The 22,405-nt window shown below is 47.4% G+C and carries 20 protein-coding genes and 4 tRNA genes; 17 read left to right on the top strand and 7 right to left on the bottom strand.

Annotated features, from left to right (window positions below):
* Window positions 1–12 precede the first annotated feature (12 nt).
* The 4 genes from C8E01_RS01545 to C8E01_RS01530 all read right to left on the bottom strand — a co-directional run bounded on the left by C8E01_RS01545 (window position 13) and on the right by C8E01_RS01530 (window position 6,372).
* Window positions 13–747: a glycosyltransferase family 2 protein gene (locus tag C8E01_RS01545; RefSeq protein ID WP_116541587.1), complete on the bottom strand. Its 735-nt coding sequence runs from the start codon at window positions 745–747 to the stop codon at window positions 13–15.
* Between the two features lie 114 nt (window positions 748–861).
* A complete protein-coding gene (locus tag C8E01_RS01540; protein ID WP_116541586.1) occupies window positions 862–1,602 on the bottom strand; it encodes a LytR/AlgR family response regulator transcription factor in 741 nt (246 codons plus the stop codon).
* A 30-nt stretch (window positions 1,603–1,632) separates the two neighbouring features.
* Complete coding sequence (locus C8E01_RS01535; protein ID WP_116541585.1) at window positions 1,633–4,605, bottom strand: two-component regulator propeller domain-containing protein; 2,973 nt, start codon at window positions 4,603–4,605, stop codon at window positions 1,633–1,635.
* Between the two features lie 228 nt (window positions 4,606–4,833).
* A complete protein-coding gene (locus tag C8E01_RS01530; protein ID WP_116541584.1) occupies window positions 4,834–6,372 on the bottom strand; it encodes a glycosyltransferase family 2 protein in 1,539 nt (512 codons plus the stop codon).
* Between the two features lie 265 nt (window positions 6,373–6,637).
* On the opposite strand from C8E01_RS01530, the gene C8E01_RS01525 reads away from it, so the two are divergent.
* Genes C8E01_RS01525 through nadD form a run of 4 tightly spaced genes read left to right on the top strand, consistent with a single transcriptional unit; the run spans window position 6,638 to window position 8,698 of the window.
* Entirely contained in the window at window positions 6,638–7,231 is a 594-nt protein-coding gene (locus C8E01_RS01525; protein ID WP_007653448.1) for a sigma-70 family RNA polymerase sigma factor, read from the top strand.
* Window positions 7,232–7,256: 25 nt separating this feature from the next.
* Window positions 7,257–7,538, top strand: coding sequence for a zf-HC2 domain-containing protein (locus C8E01_RS01520; protein WP_116541583.1), 282 nt, complete (start codon window positions 7,257–7,259; stop codon window positions 7,536–7,538).
* Window positions 7,539–7,544: 6 nt separating this feature from the next.
* A complete protein-coding gene (gmk, locus tag C8E01_RS01515; RefSeq protein WP_116541582.1) occupies window positions 7,545–8,129 on the top strand; it encodes a guanylate kinase in 585 nt (194 codons plus the stop codon).
* Window positions 8,126–8,698, top strand: coding sequence for a nicotinate (nicotinamide) nucleotide adenylyltransferase (gene nadD, locus C8E01_RS01510; RefSeq protein ID WP_116541581.1), 573 nt, complete (start codon window positions 8,126–8,128; stop codon window positions 8,696–8,698). Before gmk ends, nadD begins: the two co-directional genes overlap by 4 nt.
* Window positions 8,699–8,784: 86 nt before the next feature.
* Here the strand turns inward: nadD and frr are convergent, their stop codons facing one another.
* The 3 genes from frr to C8E01_RS01495 all read right to left on the bottom strand — a co-directional run bounded on the left by frr (window position 8,785) and on the right by C8E01_RS01495 (window position 10,768).
* Window positions 8,785–9,348, bottom strand: a complete 564-nt coding sequence (gene frr, locus C8E01_RS01505; protein ID WP_116541580.1) for a ribosome recycling factor — start codon at window positions 9,346–9,348, stop codon at window positions 8,785–8,787.
* A gap of 52 nt (window positions 9,349–9,400) precedes the next feature.
* Window positions 9,401–10,186 carry a UMP kinase gene (pyrH, locus tag C8E01_RS01500; protein WP_116541579.1) on the bottom strand — a complete coding sequence of 262 codons (786 nt, stop codon included), beginning with the start codon at window positions 10,184–10,186 and terminating at the stop codon, window positions 9,401–9,403.
* Between the two features lie 84 nt (window positions 10,187–10,270).
* Window positions 10,271–10,768 carry a biotin/lipoyl-containing protein gene (locus tag C8E01_RS01495; protein ID WP_116541578.1) on the bottom strand — a complete coding sequence of 166 codons (498 nt, stop codon included), beginning with the start codon at window positions 10,766–10,768 and terminating at the stop codon, window positions 10,271–10,273.
* Between the two features lie 87 nt (window positions 10,769–10,855).
* Here C8E01_RS01495 and C8E01_RS01490 point away from each other — a divergent pair, with 87 nt between their 5' ends.
* From C8E01_RS01490 to rpoB, 13 genes are all read left to right on the top strand, one after another.
* The gene (locus C8E01_RS01490; RefSeq protein ID WP_116541577.1) at window positions 10,856–13,411 is read left to right on the top strand and encodes a M1 family aminopeptidase; all 2,556 of its coding nucleotides are present in this window, start codon (window positions 10,856–10,858) and stop codon (window positions 13,409–13,411) included.
* Window positions 13,412–13,566: 155 nt separating this feature from the next.
* Window positions 13,567–13,649 (top strand) — tRNA-Tyr (locus C8E01_RS01485).
* 40 nt (window positions 13,650–13,689) lie between these two features.
* Window positions 13,690–13,762: transfer RNA gene (locus C8E01_RS01480), tRNA-Gly, on the top strand.
* 112 nt (window positions 13,763–13,874) lie between these two features.
* Window positions 13,875–13,946, top strand: a tRNA-Thr gene (locus C8E01_RS01475).
* A 69-nt stretch (window positions 13,947–14,015) separates the two neighbouring features.
* A complete protein-coding gene (gene tuf / locus C8E01_RS01470) occupies window positions 14,016–15,203 on the top strand; it encodes an elongation factor Tu (protein WP_116541576.1) in 1,188 nt (395 codons plus the stop codon).
* A 108-nt stretch (window positions 15,204–15,311) separates the two neighbouring features.
* A tRNA-Trp gene (locus C8E01_RS01465) sits at window positions 15,312–15,384 on the top strand.
* Window positions 15,385–15,412: 28 nt separating this feature from the next.
* Complete coding sequence (gene secE / locus C8E01_RS01460; protein WP_116541575.1) at window positions 15,413–15,604, top strand: preprotein translocase subunit SecE; 192 nt, start codon at window positions 15,413–15,415, stop codon at window positions 15,602–15,604.
* A 9-nt stretch (window positions 15,605–15,613) separates the two neighbouring features.
* Window positions 15,614–16,171 carry a transcription termination/antitermination protein NusG gene (gene nusG / locus C8E01_RS01455; protein ID WP_116541574.1) on the top strand — a complete coding sequence of 186 codons (558 nt, stop codon included), beginning with the start codon at window positions 15,614–15,616 and terminating at the stop codon, window positions 16,169–16,171.
* Between the two features lie 12 nt (window positions 16,172–16,183).
* Window positions 16,184–16,627, top strand: coding sequence for a 50S ribosomal protein L11 (gene rplK / locus C8E01_RS01450; protein ID WP_007654322.1), 444 nt, complete (start codon window positions 16,184–16,186; stop codon window positions 16,625–16,627).
* A gap of 16 nt (window positions 16,628–16,643) precedes the next feature.
* A complete protein-coding gene (gene rplA / locus C8E01_RS01445) occupies window positions 16,644–17,336 on the top strand; it encodes a 50S ribosomal protein L1 (protein WP_007654321.1) in 693 nt (230 codons plus the stop codon).
* A 4-nt stretch (window positions 17,337–17,340) separates the two neighbouring features.
* Complete coding sequence (gene rplJ / locus C8E01_RS01440) at window positions 17,341–17,865, top strand: 50S ribosomal protein L10 (RefSeq protein ID WP_116541573.1); 525 nt, start codon at window positions 17,341–17,343, stop codon at window positions 17,863–17,865.
* Between the two features lie 41 nt (window positions 17,866–17,906).
* Entirely contained in the window at window positions 17,907–18,287 is a 381-nt protein-coding gene (rplL, locus tag C8E01_RS01435; protein ID WP_007654319.1) for a 50S ribosomal protein L7/L12, read from the top strand.
* A 151-nt stretch (window positions 18,288–18,438) separates the two neighbouring features.
* A complete protein-coding gene (gene rpoB / locus C8E01_RS01430; RefSeq protein WP_116541572.1) occupies window positions 18,439–22,317 on the top strand; it encodes a DNA-directed RNA polymerase subunit beta in 3,879 nt (1,292 codons plus the stop codon).
* The last annotated feature ends 88 nt before the right edge of the window (window positions 22,318–22,405 follow it).

Below are 22,405 nucleotides of genomic sequence, written 5' to 3'. Positions count from 1 at the left end.
CCGGCTTTTCTGTTATTGCTGCTTGTATTTTCCCAGTTTAAAGAACTTGTATACCGAGGCTTTCACCTGCTTGAACTTGTTGTCAAGTTTGAGATACTTGTTGGCTTTGTCACGATAGTGGACACGGCGATGCAAGCCCAAATGCGTGGTATAAGGTCTGTCCAAAATGACGGCTGTATACCCCAAATCACTAAAGAAGTCTGAAATCTCACGCTCGAACTGCCCAAGGCTGAACTGTGTGAAACCACCCATCACCTTGTAATCGCTCATGCGCTTCAGGCTCGGGTTCAGGATAAAAATTTCCTTCTTCACTTCTCTATACCTGATGCCCTGGTACTCCTGCACTTCTTCAGCGAAGAAATCAGTAGGTAGCTCTTTGGCAATTCTGCCCCAAACGGTGATCAGTTTCGGGAAAGCTTCCATGAGAGTAAGCGAGTCCTCTATAAAACCCTCCCGAAGGAATACCCAGTCATCTTCGCAGTGAAAGATATACTCTGTGTCTACCTGGCTATAGGCAATCTCAATGCTTCGGCGCTGGCCCAGCTGTTCCGGGTTCACAATCGTCTCGAACTTGTCGTAGTCGAATTTTTGCAGCACCTTCTCGAGGCCTTTCCGGTTTCCGCTGTCCTCAATCACCAGGATCTTTTCAACAGGGTAGGTATTGAACTTGAAGAAGGTCTTCAATGTGGCCTCCAACAGGTCGAAGCGATTGCAGCTGGTAAAAACGACAGTGATTCTTTTAGACATAAAAATGCTTTGACGAAGCACAAAGATAGCGTGACACCGAAAATAATTGCCCTGACCCCACAATTATTTAGGAGTCAGGGCAAATAATGTCCTTTGTCGGAAGATAGGTATGTGTTATATAATGTTGAAACGCGACATCAGCGCCTTCTTGTAAGACTTGCCGATCGGGACATCGCCTTTGGAGAATACGACCGCGTTTTCTTCCAGGGCCTCTACTTTGTCGAGGTTGGCGATGTAAGAGCGGTGCACACGCACAAAATTGCTGGAAGGCAGCTTATGCTCCATGTCTTTCAAGGTAGAACTCACCAGGTACTTCTGATCCCCAGTAACGATAAAGGAGTAGTTGTCATAGGCCTCTACCCACAAAATGTCACTGTACTGGACCTTAATGATGCGATGCTTTACCTTTACAAAAATGTAGTCGGTTTGCGTATCTGACTCTTTGGGAACTTTGCCCACGCCATTTTCCGCTGCTTTATGCCCGGAGTCGTGCTTGTAGAGAGCGAGCTCAATAGCAGAGCGCAGGTTCTTTTCGTCGAATGGTTTGGCCAGAAAGCCATCAGGCTCTGTCTTCTTTGCCCTGTCCAGCGTATCCTTGTCTGCATAGGCGGTCAGGTAGATGAAAGGAATGTCGAATTCCTGCCGAATTTTAGAGCCGACTTCAATGCCGTCAATATCGCCCTTCAGGTTCACATCAAGCAGAACCAGGTCTGGCCGCATGGTCCTGATCATGTCAAGAGTGTTCTCACCGGAGTCGATGGCACACGTCTGATAGCCTAGCTCCTCTAAACAGGCAGCCAAGTCTTCTGCGATTATAATTTCGTCTTCTGAAATAAGAATCTTCGGTTTTGTCATAGCATTAATCTCATACGTAAAAATAACAACTTACGATGCCAAAACAAAATGTAATATTGATTTTGTACCATTATTGTTTTGGAACTCGATATTACCGCCCAGCTTTTTGGCCAGTGACGAAACCAGCTGCAGGCCAAACGACTTCTTGCGTCGCTCTTCAAAGTCTGGAGGCAAGCCTATGCCATCGTCATGCACAGTCAGGGTATAGGCGTTTTCCTGTTCTGGTTTTAAGTAGATAGCGATCTGCCCGTACCTGTTAGGGAAGGCATATTTAATGGAATTAGAAACGAGCTCATTGACAATCAAGCCCAGCGAAAGCGCCGTATCGGCCTCTACCATGATGGTAGGGATGGCAATTTTGATTTTGATATGACGCTCCCTTATGCCATACGTGGCGCCTAAGCCTTCACATATAGCCTCGATGTAGGCATTCAGATCGATCGAAGCCAGGTCTTCGTGCTGGTAAAGGCGCTCATGCAAAATAGCCATCGACCTAACCCGTCCCCGTACAGACTGCATCACTTCAAGGGCCTTGAGGTCCTGCACACGCCGGGTCTGCAAGTTGAGCATACTCATGATGATCTGTAGGTTATTCTTGACACGGTGATGGATCTCTTTCAAAAGAATCTCCTTTTCCCGGTTTTTTTCCTCTAGTAGCTGCGTTCGGTGCTGTACCTTTTGTTCGAGCAAGGTGTTGAGCTTGACCAGGCTTCTTTCGCGTAGCCTGACCACACTGATGGTGGCTCCGGTGGCCAGGAGCACCAGTAGCACTATGAACCACTCCCGGCGCCACACCGGTGGCACAATGGTGAAGGTATAGGAAAGTGGGCTCGGGGTCCAGTAGCCGTCGCTGTTGGCGGCCAGGAGTTCAAAGGTATAGGTGCCTGGATCGAGGCTGGCGTAGGTGGCAAAAGAATAGTCTGTGACGGCCGACCAATGGTCGTCGTGCCCCTTAAGACGATAACGGTAACGCACCCGGTCAGGGGCAGTGAGCGAGATGCCATGAAAGTCAAACGTCAGGTGGTTTCGGTTGTGTGCAAGCCGCAGGTTTACCGGAAGCCCGGTGGAGGAGTCTGTACTGTAGCCCATGCTCTCCCAGTCGGTTGGCTTCTGGAAAAGCATGATGTTGGTCAGGAGCGTGTTGGGGTATACCTGGTTGCGACGATCCATGTCCGGCAGGTACATGGTCAATCCTTTGGCCGTGGCAAACCACACCGTACCGTCGGGCGTCTGCGTAATTCCCTTGTTACTGACTTCGAGGCCCCTGAACCCTTCCTGGTTCGCATAGGCCCGAATGCTGAGACGACCCCTGGTATGGAGCTGATCGAGCTGCACCTTCAGGACCCCACGACTAGTGCCCACCCATAGATGGTTGGTGTTGTCGACAAACAGGCTTTTTATACCTTCATTTGGAAGTCCGTTGCGGGCGCTGAACACCTTCGGAGCCTTCCATTTGTCGTGCCAGGCCATGATGCCGTAGTTGAAGCCGCCAAAATATAGCGTACCTGACTCATCCTCAGCAATGGTTAAGATCTCGCGGAAACCTTGTTCTTCCAGATCATTTACAGCAGTTACAGTGTTATTTTCATACCGGAACACACCTTTCTCGGCACCGACCCACACCCTGCCGTTACTGTCACGGTGCAGCGCATACACTTTCCCCGTGAACTTTGATGCGTGCAGAGGTTTGATGCCCTGCTGATCGGGAGACAGGATGGCTAATCCGGCCGCTGTGGCAAGCAGCAGCTTGCCATTTTGCAGGGGCATGGCCTGGTATACCTCTGCCGAGGGTAGTCCCTGCGCTATACCATAATGTGCTACCTTCCCAGGCCCTAACCGGTACAGGCCGTTGCTGGTGCAGACCCAAACATCGTTTTCGTGCGCCACCCACATGCCGTGTAGCGTGGTGCCTTTTGGCCAGAGGTCGGTTTGCAGCCAGTTCAGTACGCCCCCTTCCATAAAGGCTGCATAACCGTCATCGGTGCCGAGCCACACTCTGCCCCGGGTATCCTGCGCCAGGGCCGATATCATGGGTTCCTTTACCTCTCCCATATCAAAGAAGTGAACGAACCAGGGGTTTCGGTACTGCATCAGCCCTTGACCGGACGTCCCAATCCAGATGTTGCCCTCACGGTCTGTTGTAATGCAATTGACCTTGTCTGTGCGCAAACCACTATAGCGGGTCAGGTGCTGGAATTTTTTGCCGTCGTATTTGAGCACACCATTGAGACGCAGGCTTAGCCACTGATGGCCGTAGTTGTCAGTCGTGAAATCTCGTATGTTCGGGCTTTCTATACCTGGAGGGAGCTCAAAATTTTCCAGTTTGTTTAGCTTGAAAGTGGCCGCTCCGTTAGCTGTGCCGATCCAGATAGTGCCGTCAGGTGACTGGTTCAGTACATTGATACTGTTGTGAGGCAAGGTACTGTTAGCAGAGGTATAGTTGTTTGCCCCCTTTGCGTTGATTCTGTACACACCTTGCCAATCGCTTCCTGCCCAAAGCTCATTTGTGGCAGAAAAGAGAATGTCGTTGTAGCGGATACGCGGCAAATCAGTGCGCCGTGCAAGCTTATTTTTGACCAGAGAGTACACGCCGCTGTCTGTAGCCGCCCAGATAGTGCCCTCGTTGTCTTCCGTAATGCTGTGAACGCCTCCGAGAGGGAGCCCGGCCTTTTGGTCATACACATAAAAACTATTCCTGCTGAGCAGCATCAGTCCCTGATCGGTTGTACCGATCCAGATGCGGTGCCGGCTGTCGAGTAAAAGGCAGTTTATACTGTTGCTGCTCATACCGTCGCGCTTCGTGTAAGTGTGGAAGGTTGAGCCATCAAAGCGGCTAAGGCCACCAAGAGTGGCCACCCAGAGTTGCCCTTTGTGGTCCTGCAGAATGTCGTTTACCTGCGACTGTGGCAAGCCCTGCTCAAGCGACCAGTTTCTGAAATTGAACTGCTGCGCCTGTAAGCTGAGCGAAACGACCAGTAAAAATATAAGAGCGAGAAGGCGCATCTGGATGCAAGAGCGTTAGAGGGTATAATATGAAGCTAATATATTTTGTAATAAAAAATATCTTAATATTTATATTACTGCAAAGCCGAACTTTTGTTGCCTCCAGGCTATACCCGATGTTATGCCATTGTCTTTAATACAGACTAAGCTATAAAAATACCATGCCTATACCTGATGCGGATTCAACCAGATAGCAGGTATAGGCATCAGCAAAATAAAGTACTCTTACTATTCTTGGAGATGCTTGTTGATGCCGTTGGGGCAGAAGGTGCTTTTCTCAGAAATGGCCCTCTCCAGTATGGCATCGTTAGCGGCTAGACTCTGGCGCGAGTTTTCCTGGTGGTGCAAGTGATAGGCCACGCCCCCAAAGGCAAGGTTCTGTCGTTTGGTACCGCTGTTGAGCAACCGGATGGCAAACTCACTGTCTTCACGGCCCCAACCTACGAAGTCCTCATTAAAGCCGTTCACCCGGATGATGTCCTCCATCCAGAAGCCCATGTTACAGCTTTTGATAGAGGTAATGCCTGCTTTGTCTTTGCTGAAAAGCCTGGATAGGAAAGGGGAGTTGGTGGCGTTAAACCTGTTCTTTATACCTGACGAAAGAGGGGAGATAGGAGCAGGGCCGCGGGTGATCAGTTTCTGACTCAACTCAGGACTCAAAAGCACCCGTTTCCCTTGCGTGAAATAGCCTTTGCGGGCAGCCCGGCGGTGACCCTTCAAGAAATCAGGGTGCAGCACCATATCGCCATCAATGATCACCACATACTCGCCTGTCGCCATCGCAATGGCCTTGTTGCGGCTCTCAGCTGCCTTGAAGCCCAGGTCTTCCTGCCAACTGTGCAGCAGCGGCACCGGCGATTCCTTTGCCAGGCTCTCCACAAGGGCACGTGTGTCGTCACGGGAGCCGTCGTCGGCCACAATAATCTCGCGTGGCAACTCACTTTGTGTAAAGGCACTACGCAACACCGTACCTAAGGCTTCTTTCCAGTTGTAGGTGGTGATGACCAAACTGATGCCGAGGCGCTGGTTCTCTTCGTGCAGTTTCATGTATTTGTAAAATGTGCCATTAGCGTTGGAAAAGGAGATAGCCATACCTTCATACCCATACAAAAACCCGCGCTGAAGCACATAGTTCCTGAAAAGCGAGAAAGTCCACTTGAAATAGCTTTTAGCAGGGGAAGAGCTTTTCCGGAATCGTTTCTCTTTGGCAAAGAGGGTCGTATACTGGTCCATCTTAGCGATCAGCTGCGATATGCTGTTGAAAGAGAAGTGATCTATGGTGCCTCGCAGGGGTTGCACCTGCAAGCCGTCCGTCAGGATGTACTCGTGCACAGGCAGGTCTGCGAAGCGGGTGGTGTCTTTGTGGTAGAGGCGCAGCACATAGTCGTTGCCCCAACCGCAGGCTTTGATGTGCTTCTTGCCGTAAAAGTTATGGCGCAGGAAGCTGTATACGTTGCGGGTGGCGCCCAGGTCAAGCTGCAGGATCTCTTCTGCGAGCTGAGTGGAAAGCACCTCGTCGCTGTCAACGGAAAGAACCCAGGAATGGGTGGCATGCTGCGCAGCCAGGTTTTTCATCGGTCCAAATCCGATAAAAGGGTGTTCCACAATACGCACATTCGGAAAGCGGCCAGCTATAGCCAGGGTATCATCCGTAGAACCATTGTCCAGCACAATTACTTCTGGAAAGCAGTGCAATGAGTGCAGGCAGTCCGCGAGGTACTGCTGGCTGTTTTTGGTCAGGATGGTAACGGATATGGCTTGGCTCATGCTTGGGAATCCCCTGAGTGGTTCGAACTGCAAAATTAAGTTTTAACGCTTAAATCAATTAAAAAAAGCTCAGCAACTACTGAAAGTACGGAAATTCCGTATGTTTCTAATAAAGAAAGGGACTATAGTGGTTAATTGCCCTGTTCCGTACATGCCAATGCAGATCCGTGCAACCCAAATGCGGCTAGGGGGGTATGTAATTAAAATTTCTATATTTGCGTATAATTACGCGATTACGACTTTATAAATTACAAAATCAAGTCAAATGAGCGAGCAAACAGGTAAACAGTTGAGTAAAGAGGAAAAAGACGCCCGATTCGAGGCGGAGCTACTGCCTGTGCTGGATCCTCTGTACAATTTTGCCTACAGGCTCACCCTCGATGAAGATGATGCCAATGACCTGGTGCAGGAGACGTACCTGAAGGCTTACCGCTTTTTCGATTACTTTGAGCAAGGAACTAATGCAAAAGCCTGGCTGTTCCGAATCCTGAAGAACTCTTTCATCAATGAGTTCCGGAAGAAGAGCAAACAGCCGGCCAAAGTAGACTATAGTGAGGTCGAAGGGTACTACAATTCGGACGACGTAGAAGGCGAGGGCGGCGTAGCCTCCACGACCGACATGCGCACCGAAAGCGTGCAGGACCTGATTGGCGACGAGGTGGCCAGTGCCTTAAACGCATTGCCGGTCGACTTCAGGACCGTGATCATCCTTTGCGATCTTGAAGGTTTCACCTACGAGGAAATGGCTAAAATTCTGGATATACCGATCGGTACCGTGCGTTCCAGGTTGCACCGTGCCCGTAACTCTTTGAAAGAGAAGTTGGAAAAGTATGCGAAGAGCATGGGATATAACAGTTAGAATAACCTAAAGACTTTGAGTTAAGATGGAATCAAGATTTACAGAAACGCACCAGAAACTTTCCGATGACGGGCATGAGTCGGAATGCGACAAGATTGTCAAGTTATTGGACCTGATGATTGATGGAGAAGCCTCCGTCGAAGAACAGTCTTATTTTAATACCCATATCGAAGAGTGCGTTCCCTGCTTCGAAAGCCATCAAAAGCAAAAACTCCTCAAAGGGCTTGTATGTGGTCATCTTAAGCGCGTAATTGTGCCGGAAAGCTTAGCTTTGTCCATTAAAGCCAGAATTCAAGAAACTGTATAACCCCTGATGCAAGGAAAGATCATCATTTTTTCGGCTCCCTCCGGCGCCGGCAAAACTACTATTGTAAAGCACCTCTTACAGGTAAACCCATCGCTTGCCTTCTCTATATCGGCCTGTACACGCGATAAGCGCGGCCGCACTGAAGAAAACGGAAAAGACTACTACTTCATAACACCAGAAGAATTTAAGCAGAAGATCGCGAAAGATGAATTCGTGGAGTGGGAAGAGGTTTACGAAGGCGCCTTCTACGGCACTTTGAAATCTGAAATAGAGCGCATCTGGAAAAGTGGCAAACACGTGATACTGGACGTGGATGTAAAAGGAGGATTAAGCATAAAGCATTTTTACAAAGAGAGAGCACTGGCGGTTTTCGTAAAGCCGCCTTCCATACAGGAACTGGCCAAGCGTTTGCAGGCCCGCAACACCGACTCTGCGTCCAGCATATCGAGCCGTGTTTTTAAAGCTGAGTTTGAGATGAAATTTGAAGACCAGTTTGACAAGGTGATCGTGAACGATAACCTGGAAGAAGCCTGCGTGAAGGCAGAAAAACTGGTAAATGAGTTTCTGAACGCTGAACCCGCTATCGTATGAAAGTAGGGTTGCTGTTTGGCTCGTTCAACCCCATTCACATCGGGCACCTGATACTGGCCAATTATATGGCCAACAACACAGACCTGGATACGGTGTGGCTGGTCGTGTCGCCGCAGAACCCTTTTAAACCAAGCAATACACTGCTGCACGAGTTCGACCGGTTGCACATGGTGTCGCTGGCTGTTGCCGACAACCCGGATCTTGGGGTATCGAACATTGAGTTCAACATGCCTAAACCCAGCTACACTATCGACACGCTCACTTACCTGCAGGAGAAATACCCGAGCTACGAGTTTGTGCTGATTATGGGGGAGGACAATCTGCCGCTCTTCCCAAAGTGGAAGAACTCAGAGAAGATTTTGGAATACCACCGGGTATACGTATACCCACGGTCTGGCTCCAATACTACTGAACTGCCTCCCATGTCCAACGTCACCTTTATCAAAGCCCCTGTGCTGGATATCTCCGCCACATTTATCAGGCAGTGCATCAAAGAAGAGAAGTCCATTAAATATATGGTGCCCGACGAAGTGGCAGAATACATTAAGGTACATAAGCTATACCTATAAGTATGGGTTGAGGCCTTATAAAAGGAGAAGCCCGCTGATTGCTCAGCGGGCTTCTCCTTTTATATAATAAGGTATAACTGTATTGCTTACACGGTCATGATTTCAGCTTCCTTCTTAGACAGAAGTTCGTCAATCTTCACGATATAACCATCAGTCAACTTCTGCACTTTGGCTTCTGCGTCACGCACAGCATCTTCAGAGGTTCCTTCTTTCTGCAGCTTGCGCAGCGAGTCGTTCACATCTTTGCGGATGTTGCGGATAGCGATCTTACCACCTTCAGTTTCGTTTTTTGCCTGCTTTACCAGGTCACGGCGACGCTCTTCCGTAAGCGGAGGAATGTTCAAACGAACGCCGTCAGCCTCTACAAGTGGGTTCAGGTTCAGGTCACTGTTCTTGATAGCCTTGCCGACTTCTGCCACCATCTGCTTCTCCCATGGCTTGATCATCAGGGTACGGGCGTCCGGCACCGTGATGTTAGCTACCTGGGAGATAGGCGTTGGGGTACCGTAGTAATCTACGCGCAGGCCTTCTACCATGGCAGGAGATGCTTTGCCAGCTCTGATTTTGAGCAACTCCGAATTGGTGTGCTGCAACGCTTTCTGCATAGACTCCTCGGCTTCGCTGAGGTAAAACTGAATTTCTTCCGTCATATCAATTTTAGCTTTATAAGGTTCTTCCTGTTATCTTATATACTGTGATTTACTAATTTCTTTCAGTTGATCTGGCACTCTCAGAATTCTGGATTTTGTCTACGGCTTCCTCTATTGATTCCACCAGATCATCCATGGTTACAAGCGTACCTATTTTCTCACCTTGTACCAATCGCTTCAGATTACCGGCTGTGTTCATGTCGAAGACGATGATTGGCAGGCCGTTTTCCTTACAAAGAGTAAAGGCGGTCATATCCATTACATTCAAACCTTTTTCAAATACATCCTTAAAGGAGATGCTCGAATAGAAGATAGCGTTCGGGTCTTTCTCTGGGTCAGCTGAGTAAATACCGTCAACACGGGTCCCCTTCAGTACCACATCCGCCTCGATCTCGATAGCGCGAAGACTGGCTGCTGAGTCTGTCGTGAAGTACGGGTTACCAGTACCAGCGCCGAAGATCACGACACGTCCTTTTTCGAGGTGGCGTACGGCGCGACGGCGAATGTACGGTTCGCATACCTGCTGAATGTTCAGGCCGGACAGCAAACGGGTGTAAACGCCCAGCTTTTCGAGCGCACTCTGCAAGGCCATGCTGTTGATAACGGTAGCGAGCATACCCATGTAGTCACCTTGTACGCGGTCAAGTCCCACCTGTTCAGCCTGAACACCTCTGAAGATGTTGCCCCCGCCGATCACAACTGCTACCTCCACACCGAGTGCGGCCACTTCCTTAATCTCCTGCGAGTACTGCATGAGTCTGTCTGAATCGATGCCGTACTGCTGTTCTCCCATCAGCGCTTCGCCGCTTAACTTCAGCAATATTCTTTTATACTTCACGGTCGTTTTATAGTAATGTTAAAGTTTATGGTGCTCATGTTGCGGCAAGGCAGTACGTGCTGCCCATCTGGCAACACAAAAAAATTAAAATAGAATCAAGATCTGGTTTTTTTCCACATTCTGCTTCACGGCTACCTTTATCTCCTTCACAATGCCGTCTCCAGGCGACTTGAGGATGTTTTCCATCTTCATGGCCTCCAAAATCATGATCGGGTCTCCTTTTTTTACTTCCTGTCCGGGCTGCACTTTTATTTCAAGTATCAAACCTGGCATTGGAGCTTTCACATCGTTCACCTTCTGGGCATTGGCATTGCTCATGCCTAGCTTATCAAGCAGCAGGTCGAAGCGGTCTTTTGCGCTCACGGTCTGCTTTACGCCGTTTATCTTGAAGGTGAATGTTTTAGCCTGATAGTCAGCCTCTACCAGCTCAGCGGTATACGACTTATCGTCTTTTATGATGTGGTATCTGTTAGGGCCAAGGGGCGAAATGTCCCAGTTGAAAGGTGATCCATTAATGAGAATAGCGTCTTTTTGAATATCAACCTGCCATGTCTTGTCGTTAGCGGTTTTGATCTGGAGCATCTTTATAAATCAGATTTTGGAAGCTTAAAGATAATTGATTTATCAGAGTATTTTTAGAAATTGAGCTCAAAATTAAAACATTCCATCATGAATCATAGGTTTCTGAGCATAGTTGGCCTTGCTGCCGCTATGGCTTTTACAGGCGGTTGCAGTGTGAATAAACAAACTAAGGCGACTGCTGCGGTTGAGCCAGTAACGGGCAAACCGACTCTGGAGGTTGCCGAGCCTCCTGTTTGGGCACCTAAGAACCATGCCTTCAATCCTTCCAGAACCCGGTTGCACGACCTGCTGCACACCAAATTGCGGGTCAGCTTCGATTGGGACAAGCAGTACCTGCATGGCCTTGCAGAGCTCACCCTCAAGCCTTACTTCTATCCGCAGAACCAGCTTGTACTCGACGCCAAAGGCTTCGATATCCATAGCGTGAATCTGATGATGAATGATTCTGAAGCAAAGGAGCTGCAGTATACCTACGATGGGATGAAACTGACGATCGACCTGGGTAAGTCCTATACCCGGAACGATAGCTATACCCTGAAGATAGATTATACAGCCAAGCCGAATGAACTGGCAGTAGGCGGCAGCGACGCCATCACCCAGGACAAAGGCCTATACTTCATCAACCCGAAAGGAGAGGAGCCAAACAAGCCGCGCCAGATCTGGACACAGGGCGAGACAGAAGCTAACTCCGCCTGGTTTCCAACCATTGACTCGCCCAACGAGCGTATGACGCAGGAAATTTACATTACAGTGGACCAGAAATATACCACGCTCTCCAACGGCACCTTCATTTACTCACGCAAAAACGCGAATGGTACCAAGACCGATTACTGGAAAATGGAGCAGCCGCATGCGCCATACCTGACCATGATGGCCATCGGTGAGTATGCTGTGGTGAAAGATAAGTGGCGCGACCTGGAAGTTGATTACTACGTGGAGCCGGCCTATGAGAAAACCGCCATGAAGATATTTGGCAATACACCTGAAATGCTCGAGTTCTTCACCAAAAAGCTGGGAGTAGACTATCCTTGGGCAAAGTACTCGCAGGTAGTAGTGCGTGACTTTGTATCTGGCGCTATGGAAAACACTTCGGCGTCTACCTTTATGGAGGATCTGCAGCTGAACGAACGGGAACTGCTTGATAAGAATTGGGATGGCATCATTGCGCATGAGCTCTTCCACCAGTGGTTTGGCAACTATGTCACCACTGAGTCGTGGGCCAATCTACCGCTTAACGAAGCGTTTGCCAACTACTCCGAATACCTGTGGACAGAGCATAAGTACGGTGCTGACGAAGCAGCCTTTCATCACCTGGGAGAACTGGAACAGTACCTCGATGAGTCCGAAAGCAAACGCGAACCGCTGATTCGGTACCGCTACGCCGACCGCGAAGACATGTTCGACAGCCACTCTTATGCCAAAGGAGGACGGGTACTGCATATGCTGCGCAAGTATGTGGGCGACGAGGCCTTCTTCGCATCGCTTAACCGCTACCTGACGCAGAATAAATTTTCGGATGTGGAGGTGGCAGAATTGCGCATGGCCTTTGAAGACACTACCGGAGAAGACCTGATGTGGTTCTTCGACCAGTGGTTTATGCGTGCCGGCCATCCAGAGCTTAAAGTAAGCCATACCTATCAGGATGGTGCGCTCAAGCTACAGGTATGGCAGCAGCAGGACACCCTCTACCAACCGGTATACAGGCTGCCCCTGAAAGTGGCCATATGGGAAAACGGAAAGAAGAAAGAGCATGCCATCGAGATCACAAAAGCCAACCAGGTTATTACTTTGCCAGCGAGTACTGAGCCTCAGCTTGTGCTGTTTGACAGCGAGCAGCAGCTGCTCGGTACCATAGAACACGCGAAGACGGCAGAAGAGCTGGTATTCCAGTTTGAAAGCGCAGAAGCATTAGCTGCACGATTACAGGCATTGGAGGAGTTAGAAAAGGAGCTGAGCCAGCAGGAAATGGTAACATTGCTACAAGGTGCTCTGAAAGACAACTTCTGGGCGATTCGAAACCTGGCCTTGGATGTGGCAGGGCGCTTGCCAGCAAAACATGCTGAATCCCTGGAACCGTTAGTGAAGCGAATAGCTGAAAGCGACAGGAAGGGAGAAGTGAGGGCTGGTGCCATTATGTTGCTGTCAGAATGGGGTGACGATGAATATAGTGCTCTGTATAAATCAGCGATGCAGGATAGTTCATACAAGGTGGCAGCGGCAGGAATACTGAGTTACGCCATGACGGAGGCGCCTGATGTGACTAAGCAGCTGGCTACTTTTGAGAAAGAGACAAACGAGGAAATCGTACTAGCTCTGGCATCTTACTATGCAGTAAAAGGAGGCCCGGGAAAGTATGATTGGTTCATGAAGCAGATGAAGAGCGCCAAAGGAACGGGACTGTACTATTTATTGCAGAGCTATGGCGCCTATATGGCTGTGAACCCGGAAGCCTATAGACCAGAGGCTATTAACATGCTATCGGAACTGGCCCAAAACCACTCATTGTATTTTGTGCGCATGGCTGCATTTCAGACACTTATGGTGCATTCAGAGCGGCCCGAGATAGTAGAGTTGCTTAAAGAAATAAGGGCGAATGAACAAGATAAAAGGCTGCTAGAACTGTATAATCAAGTCTCATTGTAGAAGGTCAGGAAAAAAAAGTGAATAAAATTTCAGAGAATATTTGACTGGAAAGAAAAAGCGCTTAATTTTGCATCTCCTTAGAACGAACAGCGGGCTGAAAAGCAGTTTTGAAGAGCTAAGGAAAGGCTGAATAAGTCAGTCAGGTTAAATATTTAGGGGAGATTCCAGAGCGGCCAAATGGGACGGACTGTAACTCCGTTGTAGTGATACTTCGCAGGTTCGAATCCTGCTCTCCCCACAATTAAGACCACGCTATTTAATGGTTTGCTTCATTAAAAGCGGGAGTAGCTCAGTTGGTAGAGCGATAGCCTTCCAAGCTATAGGCCGCGAGTTCGACCCTCGTCTCCCGCTCAATAAGCAAACAGCGTGCTGCTTATCAAATATGGGTTGCTTTGTAAGGAATTTCATGAAGATGGATTTCCTTTTTAGTATAAACTCATTTTTAAGATAAGTGATGGCAAAAGCCGACGTAGCTCAGGGGTAGAGTACTTCCTTGGTAAGGAAGGGGTCGTGGGTTCAATTCCCATCGTTGGCTCAAAGTCCGTTACGTGTATAATTAACGCAACATACTTAAACGTTTTAACCTTAATTTAATTATCATACAATGGCTAAAGAAACATTTGACCGTTCCAAACCGCACGTAAACATCGGTACTATCGGTCACGTTGACCACGGCAAAACAACTTTGACTGCTGCCATTACAACAGTTTTGGCTAAGAAAGGTCTTGCTGCACTTCGCGACTTCTCTTCTATTGATAACGCTCCAGAAGAAAAAGAAAGAGGTATTACTATCAATACTTCTCACGTAGAATACGCAACTGAGAACCGTCACTACGCTCACGTTGACTGCCCAGGTCACGCTGACTACGTGAAGAACATGGTTACTGGTGCTGCCCAGATGGACGGTGCTATCCTGGTGGTTGCTGCAACTGATGGCCCAATGCCACAGACACGTGAGCACATCCTTCTTGCTCGTCAGGTAGGTGTACCTCAGCTGGTAGTATTCATGAATAAAGTGGACATGGTGGACGATCCGGAGCTTCTTGAGCTTGTTGAGATGGAAATCCGTGAGCTTCTTTCTTTCTATGACTTCGACGGTGACAACATTCCAGTGATTCAGGGTTCAGCACTTGGTGGCTTGAACGGTGATGACAAGTGGGTGAAGACTATCGAAGAGTTGATGGCTGCAGTAGATAGCTGGATTCCAATCCCTGCTCGTTTGACAGACCTTCCATTCTTGATGCCAGTTGAGGACGTGTTCTCAATCACTGGTCGTGGTACTGTAGCAACAGGCCGTATCGAGCGTGGTGTAATCAACTCTGGTGAGCAGGTTGAAATCCTGGGCATGGGTGCTGAAAACCTGAAGTCAGTAGTTACTGGTGTTGAGATGTTCCGTAAGATCCTTGACAGAGGTGAAGCTGGTGACAACGTAGGTCTTCTGCTCCGTGGTATTGAGAAAACTGATATCCGTCGTGGTATGGTTATCTGTAAGCCAGGTTCAGTGAAGCCTCACACGAAATTCAAAGCTGAGGTTTACGTTCTTTCTAAAGAAGAAGGTGGCCGTCACACGCCATTCTTCAACAAGTACCGTCCACAGTTCTACTTCAGAACGACAGACGTTACTGGTGAGATCATGCTGCCAGAAGGCGTAGAAATGGTTATGCCTGGTGATAACATCACTATCGACGTAACTTTGATCAACGCTGTAGCGATGGAAAAAGGTCTTCGTTTCGCTATCCGTGAGGGTGGTAGAACAGTAGGTGCCGGTCAGGTAACTGAGATCCTTAGCTAATAATATATAAAACTAACCCGTTTCTGAAATCTTTTTCGGGAACGGGTTTGTTTTTAATATTCTTTTAAATAAATTTGCACTCCAATTAAAATTGGTGTGCATTTTTTTACGGGTGTAGCTCAATTGGTAGAGTAGTGGTCTCCAAAACCATTGGCTGGGAGTTCGAGTCTCTCCACCCGTGCAATTATAAATCTATTAAAGCGAAGGCAATGAGCAAAGTAAAAGGCTACATAGACGAGACAGTGGAGGAAATGAAAAACAAAGTTTCATGGCCTTCTTATTCTGATTTGCAGAATAGCTCTGTATTAGTGTTGATCGGGTCTTTGATATTTGCTTTAGTTGTTGGAGCTATGGATTTTGTTTTCGACTCATCGCTGTCTTGGTTTTACAACCAGTTTTAATTTAAGTCCATGGCTGATTTAAAATGGTATGTGGTTCGCGCTGTAAGCGGACAGGAGAAAAAGGCAAAGGCGTATCTTGAGAACGAAGTTTTAAGACAAAATCTTGGAGAATACGTTCCTCAGGTGCTCATACCAGCAGAGAAAGTGTATGAGATGCGAGGTGGAAAGAAAAAGATCAGAGAGAGAAATTTCTTTCCAGGATATGTGCTAGTACAGGCTGATCTTTCACATGGTGAAGCAGAGCACATCATCATCAGTACGCCAGGAGTTATTGGCTTCCTTGGATCAAATGAGGGAGGCCAGAATAAAAAGCCGGTTCCGCTCCGCCAGACAGAAGTGAACAGGATCCTGGGCACAGTTGACGACGCAGAAGAACAAGCAGAAGTATTGGATACTCCATTCTTAGTTGGAGAAATGGTGAAAGTGATGGACGGTCCTTTCAGTGGATTCTCAGGTACTGTGGAGGAGGTATTCGAAGAACGTAAGAAACTCAATGTTATGGTGAAGATATTTGGCCGTAACACACCAGTTGAGTTGAATTACATGCAGGTAGAAAAAGAATCGTAGTAAATACAAATAATGGCAAAGGAAATAAAAGGTTACCTGAAACTTCAGGTAAAGGGAGGTGCCGCGAACCCATCGCCACCGATTGGACCTGCACTTGGTTCTAAAGGTCTTAACATCATGGAGTTCTGTAAGCAGTTTAATGCTAGAACACAAGATAAGCCAGGACAAGTGTTACCAGTGTTGATTACAATATACGCAGATAAGTCCTTCGACTTCGTTATTAAGACGCCCCCTGCTCCGGTATTGTTAATGGATGCTGCTAAAATTAAGGGAGGTTCTAAAGAGCCAAACCGTAACAAAGTAGGTTCAGTTACATGGGATCAGGTAAGAGAGATTGCAGAGCTGAAAATGCCTGACTTAAATGCTTTCAAACTGGAGGCCGCCATGAAAATGGTAGCTGGCACAGCGAGAAGCATGGGTATTACAGTATCTGGAAACGCTCCGTGGAACGAATAATAAGAGTTAAAGGATAATGGCGAAGATTTCAAAGAACAGGAAAGCAGCTTTAGAAAAGGCTGACCTGACAAAAGAGTATTCTTTAACAGATGCGGCTTCAGTAGTAAAAGATATTACTTTTACCAAGTTTGATGCCTCTGTTGATATTGATGTACGCTTAGGCGTTGACCCTCGCAAAGCCGACCAGATGGTTCGTGGTATTGTTACCCTTCCACATGGCACCGGTAAAGACGTAAAAGTACTGGCACTGGTTACACCTGACAAAGAGCAGGAAGCCAAAGATGCAGGAGCTGACTTCGTCGGACTGGATGATTATATCCAAAAGATCGAAAAAGGTTGGACAGATGTAGACGTGATCATCACGATGCCAGCTGTAATGGCTAAAGTTGGTCGTTTAGGTAGAATTCTGGGTCCCCGTAACCTGATGCCAAACCCTAAGTCTGGTACAGTTACACAGGACGTTGCTAAAGCAGTAAAGGAAGTAAAAGCTGGTAAGATTGACTTTAAAGTTGACAAGTACGGTATCATCCATACAAGTGTTGGCAAAGTTTCCTTCTCTCCAGAGCAACTAGCTGCTAACGCTGCTGAAGTGATTGCTACACTGAACCGCCTGAAGCCATCTTCAGCAAAGGGTACTTACATTAAGAGCATAACATTGTCTAGCACAATGAGCCCGGCCGTAATCGTTGACAAGAACGCAACTATCTAAGAACATGACCAGGGAAGAAAAAGAGATAATTGTTAAAGACCTGAGCGAGAAGTTAGCGAACACTAACTATTTCTATATCACAGATGCGTCTACCATGAGTGTAGCCGGTATCAATCAGTTCAGGAGAATGGCCTTTGAGAGAGGCTTGGAGTACAGAGTTTACAAAAACACTTTCATTAAGAAAGCATTAGATACCTTAGAGGCTGACACTACTACTCTAGAAGAAGTACTGAAGGGTTCATCTGGCATCGTGTTTTCTGCTGAATCAGGAAATGCACCTGGTAAGCTGCTGAAAGACTTCAGAAAGAAGGGCAACCAACTTCCATTGTTGAAAGGTGCCTATATTGATGGCGGAATCTATGTTGGTGAAAACCAACTGGACACACTGGCCAGCATCAAGTCTAAGCAAGAGCTTATCGGTGATATCATCGGCTTGCTTCAGTCTCCAGCTAAGAATGTTGTTTCTGCTCTTCAGAGCAGCGGCGGCAAACTAGCCGGTATCCTGAAGACCCTATCTGAAAAAGAATAATTTAAAAACGTAATCAATAAGTAACTTTTAATTTCAATAAAATGGCAGATTTGAAAGCATTCGCTGAGCAGTTAGTTAACTTAACTGTGAAAGAGGTTAATGAACTAGCTACAATTCTTAAGGATGAGTATGGTATCGAGCCAGCTGCTGCTGCTCCAGTTATGATGGCTGGTGGTGGTGCTGCTGAAGGAGGAGCTGCTGCAGAAGAGAAGACTTCTTTTGACGTAATCCTTAAGTCAGCTGGTGCATCTAAGCTTGCAGTTGTTAAGCTTGTAAAAGAATTGACTGGTCTTGGCCTGAAAGAAGCTAAAGAATTGGTAGACGGCGCTCCTAAGCCTTTGAAAGAAGGTGTGGACAAGAACGAAGCTGAATCACTGAAGAAATCTTTGGAAGAAGCTGGTGCTGAAGTAGAGGTTAAATAATCTCACTTACCAACATACCGACAACAGGTAGACCTGGCAGATTCGTCAGGTCTTTTCCTGTTTGTATACGGATTCAAATTTGAATCCTTTTTTTGCCCGTAACCGGTTCAAAGGTTATGTGCTGGAATCATATTGTAAACGTTAAAATTCCATGGCTTTGGCTAAGAATAAAACGACAGAGCGAATCAATTTTGCCTCAATTAATCCAGTAATCGACTATCCTGACTTCCTAGATGTTCAGTTGCAGTCGTTTCAGGATTTCTTTCAGCTGGAAACACCAGCAGAAAATAGGGCACAGGAAGGATTGTTCAAGGTATTTGCTGAGAACTTCCCTATTTCTGATTCTCGAGAAAACTTTGTTCTCGAATTTATCGACTATCACATAGACCCTCCAAAATACTCTGTTGATGAGTGTATTGACAGGGGCCTTACTTACTCGGTTCCACTTAAGGCAAAGCTTCGTCTGATTTGTAACGACGAAGACAACGAGGACTTTGAAACCATCGAGCAGGAAGTGTTCTTGGGAAATATCCCATACATGACCGAAAAAGGCTCGTTTGTGATCAATGGTGCTGAACGTGTTATTGTTTCCCAATTGCACAGATCGCCAGGTGTATTCTTTGCACAAAGTAAGCATACAAACGGAACTAAGCTTTATTCTGCCAGAATTATTCCTTTTAAAGGATCTTGGGTTGAGTTTGCAACAGACGTGAACAACGTGATGTATGCCTACATTGACCGTAAGAAGAAGTTCCCGGTTACCACACTGCTTCGTGCAATCGGTTATGGAACAGATAAAGATATACTTGACTTGTTTGGTCTTTCTGAAGAACTGCCTGCAAACAAGACAAATCTGAAAAATGCCATCGGCAGAAAACTGGCTGCACGTGTACTTCGCACCTGGACAGAAGACTTTGTGGACGAGGATACAGGTGAAGTAGTTTCAATAGACCGTAACGAAGTCCTTCTTGAGCGTGACTCTGAAATCACGCAGGATGACATCGATGTAATTGTTAGCTCTGGTACGAAGTCGATCATTCTCCACCGTGAGAATGTAAACATCGCTGACTATGCTATTATCTACAATACGCTTCAGAAAGATAACTCTAACTCTGAAAAAGAAGCGGTAGAGCAAATCTATCGTCAGCTTCGTAACACAGAAGCGCCAGATGAAGAAACGGCACGTGATATTATCCAGAAGCTGTTCTTCTCTGACAAACGTTATGATTTGGGTGAAGTTGGTCGCTATAGAATCAATAAGAAGCTGGGTCTTGACACGAACTGGGATGCAAAAGTTCTGACAAATGAGGACATCGTCCTGATCGTGAAATACCTGATCGGTCTGATTAACTCCAGAGCTGTAGTGGATGATATTGACCACTTAAGCAACCGCCGTGTAAGAACGGTAGGGGAGCAGCTTTATGCACAGTTCGGTGTAGGTCTTGCCCGTATGGCGAGAACTATCAAGGAGCGTATGAACGTGCGTGACAACGAGGACTTTAAGCCTGTTGATCTGATCAACGCGCGTACGCTGTCTTCTGTGATCAACTCGTTCTTCGGTACAAACCAGCTGTCTCAGTTCATGGACCAGACCAACCCGTTGGCGGAAGTGACGCACAAGCGTCGTGTATCTGCACTCGGACCAGGAGGTCTTTCCAGAGAGCGTGCAGGTTTCGAAGTTCGTGACGTTCACTACACACACTATGGTCGTCTTTGTACAATCGAAACGCCGGAAGGTCCGAACATCGGTCTGATTTCATCTCTTTGCGTGCACGCTCGCGTAAACCACATGGGCTTTATTGAAACACCTTACCGCAAAGTGAATGAAGGTGTCGTGGAGATGAACGGTACGGTAGAATACCTGACAGCTGAAGAGGAAGATACTCACCACATCGCTCAGGCTAATGCCATCATCGATGAAAAGGGTAACTTCATTAACGATAGAGTAAAAGGTCGTTTTGAGGGTGACTTCCCAGTGGAGGAACCTAATACCTATACCTATATGGACGTTGCGCCGAACCAAATCGTATCGGTTGCAGCTTCGTTGATTCCATTCCTGGAGCATGATGATGCAAACCGTGCCCTGATGGGTTCGAACATGCAGCGCCAAGCTGTTCCTTTGCTGAAAGCTGAGGCACCAATTGTAGGTACTGGTCTTGAAAAAAGAGCTGCTATTGACTCAAGAGCACTCGTGATCGCTGAAGGCGACGGATTGATTGACTTTGTAGACGCTAACAAGATCGTGGTAAAGTACGATCTGACGGAAGAAGAGAAGTTGGTTGCTTTTGATGCAGAGTATGTAACATACAACCTGATCAAGTTCAGAAGAACAAACCAGGATACCTGCATCAACCTGACACCGATTGTTTATACCGGTCAGCGCGTAACAAAAGGTCAGCCACTTTGCGAGGGTTATGCTACCAACAATGGCGAGCTAGCGATTGGTCGTAACATGCAGGTGGCGTTCATGCCATGGCAGGGTTACAACTTCGAGGATGCTATTGTTATCTCTGAAAAGGTAGTAAGAGATGACATCTTCACTTCTATCCACATTGAGGAATTCGAGCTTGAGGTTCGTGAGACGAAGCGTGGTGAGGAAGAGTTAACTTCTGAGATTCCGAACGTAAGCGAGGAAGCCGTGAAGAACCTGGACGAGAACGGTATCATCCGTATCGGTGCTGAGGTTCGTGAAGGCGATATCCTGATCGGTAAGATTACTCCAAAAGGAGAGACCGACCCGACTCCGGAAGAAAAACTTCTGCGTGCGATCTTCGGTGACAAAGCTGGTGACGTGAAGGATGCATCGCTTAAGGCGCCGCCATCACTGAATGGTGTTGTTATTGAAACGAAACTTTTCTCCAGACCTAAGAAAGACAAAAACCTTCGGGCTAAGTCTAAGAAAGAGGTGGAAGAGCTAAAAGTGAAATACTCAAAGGATCTGAACGCTATTAAGAGCGTGATGGTTGATAAACTGGTGGCATTGCTGGAAGGCAAAACATCCCAGGGTATCAAGCACAAGTTCGGTGACGAGATCCTGACGAAAGGTGTGAAGTTCTCCAGAAAGAACATCATTGAGGCCCTGTTCCCGGAGAAGAACCCATATAAGGACGAAAGTAACTATGCGGTTCCGGAAGAAGTGAACATGTTCAAAGATTTGATTCTGGAAAACTGGACAGCCGACGAGAAAACCAACAGTATGCTGGTGGAGCTTGTGAAGAATTACAACAAGCGCCGTAACATCACATCTGCACACTTCAAGCGTGAGCGATTCACACTAGAGGTAGGAGATGAGTTGCCAGCAGGTATCGTGCAGCTAGCCAAGGTATACATCGCTAAGAAGCGCAAGCTGAAAGTGGGTGATAAGATGGCCGGCCGTCACGGTAACAAGGGTGTAGTTGCCCGTATCGTGCGTGAAGAGGATATGCCATTCCTGGAAACAGGTGAACCAATGGATATCGTTCTGAACCCGCTGGGTGTACCTTCAAGGATGAACATCGGTCAGATTTACGAAACTGTACTTGGATGGGCTGGAAAGAAACTGGGTAGAACATATGCTACTCCAATCTTTGACGGTGCCACAGAAGACCAGGTACAAGCCGAATTGAAAGAGGCAGGTCTGCCTAGCTTCGGCCGTACATACCTGTATGATGGTCTTTCTGGCGATCGCTTTGACCAGCCGGTTACAGTGGGAGTTATCTATATGCTGAAACTGGGTCACTTGGTTGACGATAAGATGCACGCCCGTTCAATCGGACCATACTCACTCATCACACAGCAGCCACTAGGCGGTAAAGCTCAGTTTGGTGGTCAGCGTTTCGGTGAGATGGAGGTGTGGGCTCTTGAGGCATTTGGTGCTTCAAACGTACTGCAGGAAATACTTACAGTGAAATCTGACGACGTGATAGGCCGTGCGAAAGCTTACGAGGCAATCGTGAAGGGCGACGTGTTGCCGAAACCAAATATCCCTGAATCATTCAACGTATTGATTCACGAGTTAAGAGGCCTGGCACTCGAGATCACCTTAGAGTAATAAAGTATAAGCTGAGCGTCCTGGCAAAAGTCGGGGCGCTTAGCGCACTTTATACAGTTTAGCTGTAAGGCATATTCATTGTATCGAC

The sequence above is a fragment of the Pontibacter virosus genome, from assembly GCF_003096355.1.
Taxonomy (GTDB): domain Bacteria; phylum Bacteroidota; class Bacteroidia; order Cytophagales; family Hymenobacteraceae; genus Pontibacter; species Pontibacter virosus.
This window is presented reverse-complemented; position numbering and strand designations above follow the sequence as displayed.

Excerpts from the sequence above, each read along its gene's own strand:
- C8E01_RS01545 (WP_116541587.1), bottom strand. The coding sequence starts at position 747 with ATGTCTAAAAGAATCACTGTCGTTTTTACCAGCTGCAATCGCTTCGAC.
- C8E01_RS01540 (WP_116541586.1), bottom strand. The coding sequence starts at position 1,602 with ATGACAAAACCGAAGATTCTTATTTCAGAAGACGAAATTATAATCGCA.
- C8E01_RS01535 (WP_116541585.1), bottom strand. The coding sequence starts at position 4,605 with ATGCGCCTTCTCGCTCTTATATTTTTACTGGTCGTTTCGCTCAGCTTA.
- C8E01_RS01530 (WP_116541584.1), bottom strand. The coding sequence starts at position 6,372 with ATGAGCCAAGCCATATCCGTTACCATCCTGACCAAAAACAGCCAGCAG.
- C8E01_RS01525 (WP_007653448.1), top strand. The coding sequence starts at position 6,638 with ATGAGCGAGCAAACAGGTAAACAGTTGAGTAAAGAGGAAAAAGACGCC.
- C8E01_RS01520 (WP_116541583.1), top strand. The coding sequence starts at position 7,257 with ATGGAATCAAGATTTACAGAAACGCACCAGAAACTTTCCGATGACGGG.
- gmk (WP_116541582.1), top strand. The coding sequence starts at position 7,545 with ATGCAAGGAAAGATCATCATTTTTTCGGCTCCCTCCGGCGCCGGCAAA.
- nadD (WP_116541581.1), top strand. The coding sequence starts at position 8,126 with ATGAAAGTAGGGTTGCTGTTTGGCTCGTTCAACCCCATTCACATCGGG.
- frr (WP_116541580.1), bottom strand. The coding sequence starts at position 9,348 with ATGACGGAAGAAATTCAGTTTTACCTCAGCGAAGCCGAGGAGTCTATG.
- C8E01_RS01495 (WP_116541578.1), bottom strand. The coding sequence starts at position 10,768 with ATGCTCCAGATCAAAACCGCTAACGACAAGACATGGCAGGTTGATATT.
- C8E01_RS01490 (WP_116541577.1), top strand. The coding sequence starts at position 10,856 with ATGAATCATAGGTTTCTGAGCATAGTTGGCCTTGCTGCCGCTATGGCT.
- tuf (WP_116541576.1), top strand. The coding sequence starts at position 14,016 with ATGGCTAAAGAAACATTTGACCGTTCCAAACCGCACGTAAACATCGGT.
- secE (WP_116541575.1), top strand. The coding sequence starts at position 15,413 with ATGAGCAAAGTAAAAGGCTACATAGACGAGACAGTGGAGGAAATGAAA.
- nusG (WP_116541574.1), top strand. The coding sequence starts at position 15,614 with ATGGCTGATTTAAAATGGTATGTGGTTCGCGCTGTAAGCGGACAGGAG.
- rplK (WP_007654322.1), top strand. The coding sequence starts at position 16,184 with ATGGCAAAGGAAATAAAAGGTTACCTGAAACTTCAGGTAAAGGGAGGT.
- rplA (WP_007654321.1), top strand. The coding sequence starts at position 16,644 with ATGGCGAAGATTTCAAAGAACAGGAAAGCAGCTTTAGAAAAGGCTGAC.
- rplJ (WP_116541573.1), top strand. The coding sequence starts at position 17,341 with ATGACCAGGGAAGAAAAAGAGATAATTGTTAAAGACCTGAGCGAGAAG.
- rplL (WP_007654319.1), top strand. The coding sequence starts at position 17,907 with ATGGCAGATTTGAAAGCATTCGCTGAGCAGTTAGTTAACTTAACTGTG.
- rpoB (WP_116541572.1), top strand. The coding sequence starts at position 18,439 with ATGGCTTTGGCTAAGAATAAAACGACAGAGCGAATCAATTTTGCCTCA.